This window comes from Shewanella schlegeliana (assembly GCF_016765635.1).
GTDB classification, from domain to species: Bacteria; Pseudomonadota; Gammaproteobacteria; order Enterobacterales; family Shewanellaceae; genus Shewanella; species Shewanella schlegeliana.
In genome coordinates this window covers 50,321-62,516 of the sequence record NZ_JAESVD010000007.1, presented here as the reverse complement: position 1 = coordinate 62,516, position 12,196 = coordinate 50,321, and the positions used below count along the sequence as shown (strand labels likewise).

General features: G+C 43.8%; 7 protein-coding genes. 4 read left to right on the top strand and 3 right to left on the bottom strand.

The genetic code is table 11. The features are described from left to right. Positions 1-138: 138 nt before the first annotated feature. The 3 genes from JMA39_RS21310 to xseA all read right to left on the bottom strand — a co-directional run bounded on the left by JMA39_RS21310 (position 139) and on the right by xseA (position 5,839). Positions 139-753 (bottom strand): acyltransferase, encoded by a 615-nt coding sequence (locus JMA39_RS21310; RefSeq protein ID WP_269154445.1) that lies wholly within the window; start codon positions 751-753, stop codon positions 139-141. Between the two features lie 1,653 nt (positions 754-2,406). After that, positions 2,407-4,032, bottom strand: a complete 1,626-nt coding sequence (locus JMA39_RS13180; RefSeq protein WP_202722333.1) for a methyl-accepting chemotaxis protein — start codon at positions 4,030-4,032, stop codon at positions 2,407-2,409. Positions 4,033-4,501: 469 nt separating this feature from the next. After that, positions 4,502-5,839, bottom strand: a complete 1,338-nt coding sequence (xseA, locus tag JMA39_RS13175; RefSeq protein ID WP_202722332.1) for an exodeoxyribonuclease VII large subunit — start codon at positions 5,837-5,839, stop codon at positions 4,502-4,504. 120 nt (positions 5,840-5,959) lie between these two features. On the opposite strand from xseA, the gene guaB reads away from it, so the two are divergent. The 4 genes from guaB (at position 5,960) to tadA (ending at position 11,898) form a co-directional block, all read left to right on the top strand. Further along, the gene (guaB, locus tag JMA39_RS13170) at positions 5,960-7,432 is read left to right on the top strand and encodes an IMP dehydrogenase (protein ID WP_202722331.1); all 1,473 of its coding nucleotides are present in this window, start codon (positions 5,960-5,962) and stop codon (positions 7,430-7,432) included. A 124-nt stretch (positions 7,433-7,556) separates the two neighbouring features. Next, positions 7,557-9,134 carry a glutamine-hydrolyzing GMP synthase gene (gene guaA, locus JMA39_RS13165; RefSeq protein WP_202722330.1) on the top strand — a complete coding sequence of 526 codons (1,578 nt, stop codon included), beginning with the start codon at positions 7,557-7,559 and terminating at the stop codon, positions 9,132-9,134. Positions 9,135-9,285: 151 nt separating this feature from the next. After that, on the top strand, positions 9,286-11,217 hold the full coding sequence (locus JMA39_RS13160; protein ID WP_202722329.1) for an acyltransferase family protein: 1,932 nt from the start codon (positions 9,286-9,288) through the stop codon (positions 11,215-11,217). 159 nt (positions 11,218-11,376) lie between these two features. Continuing rightward, positions 11,377-11,898 carry a tRNA adenosine(34) deaminase TadA gene (gene tadA, locus JMA39_RS13155; RefSeq protein ID WP_202722328.1) on the top strand — a complete coding sequence of 174 codons (522 nt, stop codon included), beginning with the start codon at positions 11,377-11,379 and terminating at the stop codon, positions 11,896-11,898. Positions 11,899-12,196: the final 298 nt, after the last annotated feature.

Below are 12,196 nucleotides of genomic sequence, written 5' to 3'. Positions count from 1 at the left end.
GACTATTTGTAACTAGCTCACCATCCCATACTTGTTGTTAAATATAACTTTAGTAAGAGTCGATTACTTTAGACATTTACAACCTATTCACAAGGAGGGCCGGGTTATTGGCCTTGAAGATTCAGTGTTCAATGAGCTCTAATGCCACATAACATTTGTTTTTTTTACTTTAGCCGGACAACCAGCAACTAATGTATAGGCGGGGACATCTGAAACTACCACTGAACCAGCCGCGATAACGGCCCCCTCTCCGATTGACACCCCGTTGAGAATTGTCACGTTTAATCCTATCCAAACATTATTACCGATGTTTATTGGATTCTGATTCATAACACCGTTTATGTGATGATTATCCGAATCCCTTATTACCACACCTTCTGAGATAACTACATTATGTCCTATCGTTATTGAATTGTAGCATTTGACTTTTGCATCATTATTGATGTAGCCAGAACCGAGTGTAAGAGTGGCGTTGCTTTGTACTACAATACTGCACCCAGTGTAGATAGCAAAGTCCCCATTTAACACAAGGTTACTGTTTTTTCTCATTATGAATTGTGATTGTTTATAAAACTCATTTCTCCATGTCCTACCTAATATAAGGTGCCCATTACCACTGACTTTTGCATTCCTTTGCATCAGGAATTTCATTTTGTAAAATGTATATATTGGTATTTTTTTGAAAAATAAAAGATAGCTTGTCTGTATTTTTTTTAGGTCAAAGAAAAATTTAATGAAGAGATGTTTGCTCAATGTAAATATCCTGAGTCATAAAGTAATGATTGAGTTAATTTGTAAAAAATGAAAAGACATTGAATTAAAGGTTAGTGGGTCATCAATTGAACCATTTTACAAAAAACGTTGTGCTGAGGGGCTAAGTTTTTGATTTTTGGTTATGAACACCTTCAGCTTATATTTTGATGATTATTTCACCTAAAAGTATTGTGGTCAAGTACAGTAATCAGTTTAAAAATACCCACCGGCTCTGTGGTGGTGAAGTGAGTTTAGCTCCTTGTTTAGTGCGCTTTTCGCAAGCGACTTTCATGCCTACTGTTATTGGAGGGCTGTTTTCATATTTGGTATTTTTTTGGGCTTGTGTCGGTTTATTCTTTGTCATCAGTTTTATTAAAACAAAATAATTATGGTTGAAAAGAGAGTGCTATCACCTTTAGTGATGCTATAGATATATGTATCGAAGAATAGAAAGACTGCTGCTCCCCATTTTAGGGGGGGCAAAAACATTTACTGGTTTACGCATGCAATAAGCGCTTATTATTCCTGTGACGAAATCAATCTAAACTTTTAGTCTGATCAATATCTCTATGCTTCCAGTCCCTTCTTGCTCGTATTGTTATGTGTTTCTTATTAACTTTCAATTTCTATTACGCTCTTGAACATTTTAATGCCCCTATAAATTAATAATAAGGTAATACCCAGCTTGGAATGATTGAAACTGAATACTCTGTCTGGATTTATATTAAGATGCTATATAAACCCAAAGGGTAATTGCTTAACCTATAGCGAGAGCTAATAAATCGAATATAAAGAAGGCAAACTTGCGATAATTCTTACTCGCATTCGTAAAGCTTTGGAGCCGGAAGTAGAATGATTTAACTCTGTTCGAATATCCTTACTTACGACGACCCAAATAGCTAGCTCGACAACAAATATTAAAAAGCTTCAATAACCAACAAGACTGTGGGAGCGATAGCCTATGAGTGGCGTCGCTAAATAGGAGCATAAGAAAACAAAGCTAAACCAAACAAGCTGCCTAGTAGTTATATTCTATAATCGCTCCATGTTTAAATGACCTTGTTTTAGCGCAAACGACTATAAAATCGCTAAGCCTGAGCCCAAGTGTTACTTATTGCTCATGATTTTAATAACTTATCACTATTAGTTAGTTGAACAATAAGCCTTTTGGTTAGGTCAAAGGTAATAGTTTAGATAACTGATAATGATATGTTTCAAATAACGAGATGCAGGGAGCACCCTTTGAGGGAGAGTTTTAATCGCTACAGCCTAAATGAAGGCACTAATTATCCAGTGTTAATACGGCTGCGGGCTTTAGTTTCAGGGCCGCTCTATGACGTCCATGTCACCGCGGCATTTGTGAATCCCCAAACATCAGATGTCACCGTAGATCGTATAGGTACCCTTTCTTTTATAAAGCAGTGCAGTGCCTCACTGCAGTGTCTACACATAGGTAGTTCCTTCATATCTGACCCATAGGGATTTGGGAGATATCATTATGATGTAGGGAACATCATTGACTATGTGATCACGACATTCGGACATCCTGTCCTGCCCCCCTGCAGGCGATTTATAACTATGAAGCTAAAATGCAGAGTACACTTTCCCGTAGCCGTAACTAAAAAATAAATGTAATCAGCCTTCGTTCGAAGGCTAACTAACTTGGGTCTTAAAATTCCCAACCAGCTGTTTTAACCTCTTGGTTGTCTGCGCTAAATTATCGCTCTGTTTCGAGATCTGCAGTGAGCCATCATAAATCGATGAGGACATGGTGGAGATATCATGCACACTCTTATTCATATCTTCAGCAACGGTATTTTGCTCCTCTGTTGCGGTAGCAATTTGTAAGTTCATACTTTCGACGGCCTGTATTGACTCGACGATACCATCGATGCTGGTGCCTGCAACCTTAGCGATTTCAGAGGCGTTGGAGGCCTCATTGACACCAAGCTCAATTGACGCAACAGCGCTATTGGCACCGATTTGCAACTGCTCGATTATCTGTTTGATATCCTCAAGTGAAGTTGAGGTTCGCTGTGCTAATCCTCTTACCTCATCCGCCACAACAGCGAAGCCTCGGCCTGACTCACCTGCGCGGGCGGCTTCGATAGCGGCGTTCAATGCCAGCAGGTTCGTTTGCTGGGCAATACCGGAAATGACATTGAGAACCTGATCGATATTCTCTGAAGCTCGGTTGACCTCATGAATAACACTAGATGCTTGGTCGATATGTTGGTGTACATTAAGGATCTGCTCCACGGTATTGTTGACGGCTTTATGTCCATCATGGGCACTGGTATTAACGTTTACCGCGGCGTCTGACGCCATGACCGCATTTTCGGCTACGTCTTGAACAGTTGCGGTCATCTGATTGATTGCGGTAGCGAGCATCTCGGTATTGCTAAGTTGAGATTCGATAGCACTGTTACTGCTTTGGGTTACAACTTGTAGATCTTCGGCGCTGGAGTTTATCTGCTCAATAAGCTGCTTCTGTTCGACAATAATCACCTCTAGTTTGGAAATGAATAGATTAAATGCCGTCGCAACGCCGCCTAGCTCATCATTGTTGTCGACTTTAAGTCTAACGCTGAGATCGCCTTCTCCTTCAGAGATCTCTGTCATTGTTTGATTGAGTGTTAATAGAGGTGGGATTAGTGAACGGTATAGCCCGATAAATGCGAGAGTAATAACGATGGCTACAAGTAACAGACCTGATATGGTGGCCGTTGTGGCAGAGGCAATCGCGCCGTTAATGTGTGAGCCATACTCCTGAGTCAGTGTTTGATACTGTTTATCGAGCACATCAAAACCTTCTAATGCGGCCTTGTCGCTAATCTTCACCACGGAGTCAACGTATTGGGGGGACTCTCCATCAGCGAAAAAGTGGCTAATACGCTTGCTGTTTGAATAATAGTTACTGGCAACCTCGGTGATTGAGTCTAGCGCCTTACTCTCTTGCGGCGTTACACCTTCGAGTAGCTGATATTTTGCAATATTATCCAATAAATTCTTGAAGTCGTTCTCTACCTTTTGCAGGTGCTTATCTTGTCCTCGTAAAACATAGTTCTTGAAATTGTGGATCATCCCGCCATAGCCAAAGTCGGCCTTTATATTCATTAATAACTGTTGGCGCATGGCGGCTTGCTCTTGGAAGTTGCTCCAGCTTTTAGTGAGGGGGGAGACTGAGTAATAGGAGTAACTGCCGCATACGGTAATTAGCATCAGGATCGCTGAGACCATGAAGATGATCTTCTTTCTAATAGTGAGCTGAGTTTTCATACAAATCCTTTTGCATGTCTCTTGGGAAAGGCTAAGAGGCAGTTAAATGTAAATGGTTAAAATATCTGTATATAGCTGTTTTACACAGGTGCCTTATAAGAGTCGTACACAATGGCGATAACTCAAGTGAGTCGAGTGATTTAATTGATGCAGATCAATCACTGCTAGAATGATCTGAGTGATAGGTTGTGAGGAGAGAGCCCATAGAGGAGGGGGAGTTCTTATCCGCAATGTTAACTCTCGAATATGAGGCGCTAGCGATATTTAAAATAGCCGAGGGAAATAAGTCGTCTAGTACGCTGAGGATTTATCCTTATCAAATAATGAGCGGGGAGCAAGCGCTTTCCCCCTTAGCTCAACTCTTAACAAAATAAAGGGGTGAAGCGCCATGACTTTTTATCAAACTTTTACCAAACGAAGTTTGAACAAAAATCTTCGAATGAAGTTTGAATCTAACTTCAAAGTAAAGTTAACCCACTTCAACCACAGTGGAAGTCACACTGCCATCACGCAGACGCGTGGTCAGCGTATCACCAACACAGGTATCACTTGGTGACTGCACCACTTTACCTTCACCTGTTAAGGTAATGCTGTAACCGCGGCTTAGTGTTGCTAATGGGCTCACGGTTTCTAGCTGCTGCGCACGGTGGGCAAGGCGCTGCTCACTCATCTTTAATTTATCATCCATGGCATCATTGAGTTTGGCACTGAGATAACTTAAACGCTGCGCTTCAAGCGTCAGGCGGTGCTGCGGTGATTGGTTGGCCAAACGGTTACTGAGGTTTTGCTGCATTAAGGTATAAGCATGTAACTTGGTTTGCATCGCTTGCTGTAAGCGCAGTTGCATCTCATCGAAGCTTTGCTCATACATCTGCAGGCGGCGCTGGGGATCTTGTTTTTGCAGACGGTGCTCAACGGTCTGTACTTGGTTTTGCTTCTTTAACTGATAATGTTGCCAAGCCTGCTTTAAACGCGATAGCTGAGATAATAGCTTTTGCGCCTTATTGTCGGCATCTTTTGATAATAGCTCGGCGCCGGCTGATGGTGTTGGTGCGCGTAGATCGGCGACATAGTCGCTGATGGTCATATCCACCTCATGACCTACGGCAGATACCACAGGAATACCACTGTTATAGATAGTGTGGGCTAAACCTTCATCGTTAAAGCTCCATAAATCCTCTAATGAGCCGCCACCACGAGTAACTAACAGGACATCTACTTCGTTGCGAGCGTTAGCAAGATTGATGGCATCACAAATGCTCTTTGCCGCATCAGTGCCTTGTACGGGAGTGGGGTAGATGATGACTTCGATAGATGAATCTCGGCGCGCGAGTACATGCAAAATATCGCGAATGGCGGCGCCGGTTGGCGAGGTCACCACACCGATCTTTTGAATATTAGTTGGCAGTGGACGTTTGGTGTCGCTGGCAAATAAGCCTTCGGCGGCGAGCTTCATCTTTAGTGCTTCATACTGCTGGGCGAGTAAACCGTCACCAGCAGGCAGCATCGACTCGATGATTAACTGATAATCACCGCGTGGTTCATAAACGCTGATATTGCCCTTAACTAAAACCTGTTGGCCGTTAGCTGGGCGAAAGGTTACCGCCTGATTGCGGCCTTTAAACATGGCGCAGCGAATTTGTGAGAAATTATCTTTGAGGGTTAAATACCAGTGGCCTGAGCCTGGTGCTGCAAAGTTAGAAATTTCAGCATTTAGCCAAATTCGGCCAAGCTGCCCCTCTAAAAGTTGTCTAACTTCACCATTGAGGCGGGAGACGGTATAAACATCGTTTTTTGGGCTTTTCATAATTTTTTTACACACAAATGCGAATTAGTGTCTATTTTCCATTTACCAACCCCGATATGCAAGGTATAATCTCGCCGCAATATTTCACCTCTAATTCCTAATCTCTTGGGGAGATGTTGCATGTTAAGATTGAAAAAAGAAGCGTTAACTTTTGATGATGTGTTGCTGGTTCCAGCGCACTCGACCGTCCTCCCAAATACAGCTGTTTTAAAAACACGCCTGACGAATAAGATTGAGTTGAATACTCCGATCGTTTCTGCTGCTATGGATACTGTTACTGAAGCCCGCTTGGCAATTGCTATTGCTCAAGAAGGTGGCCTTGGTTTTATCCATAAAAACATGACGATTGAGCAACAAGCTGAAGAAGTTCGTAAAGTAAAAATTTACGAAGCGGGCATCGTTCAGCAGCCAGTCACTGTTACCCCGACAACCACGCTAGCTGACGTTAAAGTATTGACCGAAAGAAACGGTTTCGCAGGTTACCCTGTGGTTAACGAAGCTAACGAATTAGTGGGCATTATTACTGGCCGTGACGTACGCTTTATCACCGATTGGTCGCGTACGGTTGATCAAGTGATGACACCAAAAGAGCGCCTAGTGACAGTACTTGAAGGTACTAAGCTAGATGAAGTTCAAAAGCTGATGCATTCTCACCGTGTTGAGAAGGTGTTAGTTGTTGACGACAACTTCAAGCTTAAAGGCCTTATCACTGTAAAAGATTTCCAAAAAGCAGAGCGTAAGCCAAACGCATGTAAAGACGAGTTAGGTCGTCTACGTGTCGGTGCAGCTGTAGGTGCGGGTCCTGGTAACGAAGAGCGTGTTGACGCACTGGTTCTTGCCGGTGTTGACGTATTGCTAATCGACTCATCTCACGGACATTCAGAAGGCGTGTTACAGCGTATTCGTGATACCCGTGCTAAGTACCCAGACTTACAAATTGTTGGTGGTAACGTTGCAACAGCTGAAGGCGCAATTGCGCTAGTTGAAGCGGGCGTTAACGCTGTTAAAGTGGGTATTGGTCCTGGCTCTATCTGTACTACACGTATCGTAACTGGCGTGGGTGTACCACAAATTACAGCCGTATCTGATGCTGCTGCTGCGGTTAAGCACTTAGATATTCCAGTTATCGCCGATGGTGGTATCCGTTTCTCTGGTGACCTAGCTAAAGCATTGGCTGCAGGTGCATCGTGTATCATGGCAGGTTCTATGTTTGCGGGTACCGACGAAGCGCCAGGTGAAACTGAGCTTTATAACGGTCGTGCTTATAAGTCATACCGTGGTATGGGCTCACTCGGTGCGATGACACAAACTCAAGGTTCGTCTGACCGTTATTTCCAAAGTGATAACGCTGCAGACAAGCTCGTTCCTGAAGGTATCGAAGGTCGTGTGGCTTACAAAGGTAAGCTTAAAGAGATCATTCACCAGCATATGGGCGGTCTACGTTCATGCATGGGCCTAACAGGTTGTGCAACGATTAAAGAGCTAAATGAGAAAGCGGAATTTGTGAAGATCACTGCTGCGGGCATGGGCGAGTCTCATGTTCACGATGTGACTATCAGTAAAGAAGCGCCTAACTATAGCACTCGCTCTTAATTAGTATTTTAGAAATTAAAGGCGGCAGATAAAGTCGCCTTTAAATTAAGCCAAGTAGAAGGTTCGCAGAGTACTCACTGCTTGGTTAGTTCACAATGAAGAAAAAATAGAGATAAGGTACCCCATGAGCAACATTCATGAGCATAAGATCCTCATTTTAGATTTTGGATCGCAATACACTCAACTGATCGCCCGTCGTATTCGTGAAATCGGTGTGTATTGTGAACTTTGGGCTTGGGATGTTTCTGAAGAGCAAATTCGTGAATTTGCTCCAAACGGCATTATCTTAGCTGGTGGCCCTGAAAGTGTTACCGCTGAGAACTCACCTCGTGCTCCAGAATATGTGTTTAACGCCGGCGTACCTGTACTAGGTATTTGCTACGGTATGCAAACCATGTCTGAACAGCTTGGTGGTAAAGTTATTCAAGGTGTTGGTGAAGGTGAGTTTGGTTATGCGCAAGTTGAGCTTCAAGCTGAATCTGCACTGTTCAAAGCCATTGAAGACGCTGTAAGCGAAACTGGCAAGCCACTGCTTGACGTATGGATGAGCCATGGTGACAAGGTTTCTGAAATTCCAGAAGGTTTTGTTGCCGTCGCTAAAACTGAAACTTGCCCGTTTGCCGCTATGGCCAATGAAGACAAGCAGTTCTACGGCGTGCAGTTCCACCCAGAAGTAACGCATACTCGTCAAGGTAAGCGTATGCTTGAGCATTTCGCTCTAGAGATCTGTGGCTGTCCAGCAAACTGGAAACCAGCTTCAATTATTGAAGATGCAATTGAACGCTTAAAAGCACAGATCGGTGATGACGAAGTTATCCTAGGTCTTTCTGGTGGCGTTGACTCATCGGTTGTGGCAATGCTGCTACACCGCGCAATTGGCGACAAGCTAACATGTGTGTTCGTTGATAACGGTCTACTGCGTCTTAACGAAGCACAGCAAGTCATGGATATGTTTGGCGATCACTTCGGCTTGAACATCGTTCATGTTGATGCTGAGAACCGTTTCTTAGATGCAATGGCAGGTGAAGCTGAGCCGGAAGCTAAGCGTAAGATCATCGGCCGTGTATTCGTTGAGATCTTCGATGAAGAGTCAAAGAAATGCGTTAACGCTAAATGGCTTGCTCAAGGCACTATCTACCCAGACGTTATCGAGTCTGCAGGTAGCGCGACTGGTAAGGCACACTGCATTAAGTCACACCATAACGTTGGCGGTCTGCCAGATGATATGGAGATGGGTCTTGTTGAGCCACTACGCGAACTATTTAAAGATGAAGTGCGTAAGATTGGTCTAGAGCTAGGTCTACCATACGACATGCTTTACCGTCACCCGTTCCCAGGACCAGGTCTTGGTGTACGTGTACTTGGCGAAGTGAAGAAAGAGTACTGTGACTTGCTACGCCTAGCCGATGCTATTTTCATCGAAGAGCTGCGTAAAGCTGACCTTTATAACAAGGTTAGCCAAGCCTTTACTGTGTTCTTACCTGTACGCTCTGTTGGCGTAATGGGCGATGGTCGTAAGTATGACTGGGTTGTATCACTACGTGCGGTAGAAACTATCGACTTTATGACAGCGCATTGGGCACACTTACCTTATGATTTCCTAGGTCGTGTATCTAACCGTATCATTAACGAAGTAGACGGTATTTCACGTGTAGTTTACGACATCTCTGGTAAGCCACCTGCAACGATTGAATGGGAATAATGGCTTAAGCCCCCTAAAGTCAGGTTTATACCGATGAGAAAGACGCGCACATAGCAATATGTGCGCGTTTTTTTATGGGGGTAATTTAGCGAAATCCAGTCATGTTTCTTATACTAATCAAAAGGATTTTACGGTTAAAGGGAGTTTGCCTATGCGCTATAGAGCTGAAGTGGATGGATTAAGAGCCTTAGCCGTTATTCCGGTGATTCTGTTTCATGCTGGATTTAGCCAATTTAGCGGCGGTTTTGTCGGAGTCGATGTATTCTTCGTGATAAGTGGATACCTGATCACTAGCATCATCTTGACCGAGCTTGAACGCGATAAGTTTAGCATCATTAACTTCTATGAGCGTCGAGCTAGAAGGATCTTACCGGTGCTCTTCTTCGTGATGCTCGTTTGTATTCCCTTCGCTTGGCTGTGGCTAATGCCGCTGGATCTGCAAGACTTCTTTCAAAGCATCATCGCGGTTTCTACCTTTTCGTCGAATATTTTGTTTTGGCTTGAGAGTGATTACTTTGATACAGCGGCAGAGCTTAAGCCTTTGCTGCATACTTGGAGCTTGGCTGTTGAGGAGCAGTATTATATCTTTTTCCCATTGCTGCTAATGGCGCTGTGGGGTAGAGGCAGGCAGGTCATTCTTGGCGCACTGGCCATTATTTTTTTGCTGAGTTTATCGTTAGCACAGTGGGCCGCTTATAACGCACCCACGGCAAACTTTTATCTGTTACCAACCCGAGGCTGGGAGCTGTTGATTGGTGTGTTTGCTGCTTTCTTTCTAAATCAACCGCTTCCTAAGTGGATGTCACCAAAACTGAATAACCTGTTAAGCAGCTTTGGTTTGCTACTGATTTTATTCTCCGTTTTTATCTTCGACGCCAGTATTCCTTTTCCCAGTGTTTATGCCCTTGTCCCCACTGTTGGTACTGTGTTGATTATTCTATTTGCCCAAGAGGGCACTTTGGCACAACGGTTTCTCAGTTATAAGCTGTTTGTTGGCGTTGGCCTGATAAGTTACAGTGCCTATCTGTGGCATCAGCCTGTGTTTGCATTCGTAAAGTACCGCAGTTTTACTGAACCCTCAGTCTATTTGATGCTGTCACTCTGTGTAGGCATCGCACTGCTGTCTTATCTTAGTTGGCGATTTGTCGAGATCCCCTTTAGAAATAAGCAGGCCTATAGTCGTCGATTCATCTTTAGTAGCGGAGCTATATTGACAGCGGCATTCGTTGTGGGCGGAGTGCTGGTGGATAGTCAACAGTTATATAAGTCTAATGACGCCTATTTAGAGTTAATGGTTAAATCCTATCAGCCCGATAATCGCGAGCTAGGTGCCGATAGTTGGAGCTATTTGCGCGCACTCAGTGGCAATCAAGATTATGGTGTCGATAAGAATCATTTTGATCGGACGCAGTGGTTCGATATTGAGGATGATAGGCAGCGGTTACTCATTGTAGGGAACTCTCACTCTAAAGATCTCTTTAACGTGCTCTCAAGCAGTGAGGTGACACAATCACAGTTTCAATTAGCTCGTTTCGGTAGTGAGATTGGCCATATCGATGAGTCATTTTTTAATGCGCCTAACTACCTTCTCGCCGATACCGTCATGCTGGTATCTCAGTATAAGCCACAAGATCTCACTCGAATAGAGTCCCTAGTAACACGTTTAATAGAGGATAAAAAGAAACCCATAGTAGTTAAGAATATCTATGAGTTTGAAGAGTTTGGCCAGCGTACCTATGCCGACTTCCTGTTTCATCTCTTGGCACAGGAGCATGGTGCTAACAATATTTCTAGTGTAGAGATCTCAAAGATTAATGAAAAACATTATGAGCAGTTTTCTCATCGAGGCTTTAAGCCGTTTCCCCTAGAGGCCAACCTTACCTTGGTAGCATTGGCCAATAAGTACCCCGATGTGATGTTACTCGATAGAATGGATTATGTTTGCAATCGGCACGAACGAGTCTGTTATGCCATAGACAACGATTACCAGAAGTACTTTTATGATTATGGTCATCATACGGTAGCGGGGGCGACGTTCTTTGGTGGGCGCGTCGATGAGGTTAAATGGTTAGGAAGTATTTAATGCAATCGGTATTAATGAAAATCACCGATAGATGACTCGTTAGCGATTAAAGCTTGATATAATCGCGCCTCATGTTGATTGGCTAGGTGTTTACTGATTGGTATTACATGGCGTTATCAGCAATATTAGCGAATTTAAAATAAAGGTTAGGGGCGTAGATTGTCACAAGAGCAACAGGATCTTCATTTCATGAAGATGGCGATGGATATGGCTACCAAGGCGGAAGAAAGAGGAGAAGTGCCTGTCGGTGCCGTCCTGGTTAAAGACGGCGAGGTGATCAGTGCCGGCTTTAATTTTAGTATCGGTTTGCACGATCCTAGCGCCCATGCAGAGATGCAGTGTTTACGCCAAGCAGGGCAGATAATGCAAAACTATCGCTTACTCGATACTACACTTTATGTGACGCTTGAGCCCTGTGCTATGTGCGCCGGTGCCATCGTGCACTCCCGGATCGGTCGCTTGGTTTTCGGTGCTAAAGATGAGAAAACAGGCGCAGCTGGCACTGTGATCGACATAGTGCGTCACAGTGCTTTTAATCATCAGGTTGATGTTAGTTCTGGCGTACTTGAAACTGAGTGTAGCGAACAACTCAGTGCTTTTTTCAAGCGTCGAAGGAAAGAGATTAAAGCTGCAAAAGCCCTAGTTAAGCAGCAGGCCCTCAACGTTGACGTTAAAGATTAAAGAAGCCGTCTTCTGATGGCTTAATAAATGTGAAAAATCGTTTGTGTCTATTAAGGACTTTTAGGTGGCGCGTTTTTAACTGAGAACGACGGCGCGCCGCGACATTCTTAATTGTTTTTTTTCTCATATCGACCTCACTTATTGTTTACCCTTAAGAGCTTTAGCAATTTACTCTGTAAAAGTCCATCTGAGTGTGATTATTCTTTGATAAATTCGTTAAAAATTAGGTTAACCGTGTGCCCGTTGACGCAAAAGTGTTCAATTGTGCTGTGTTGCGATGACATTGGAAGTAGAGGTT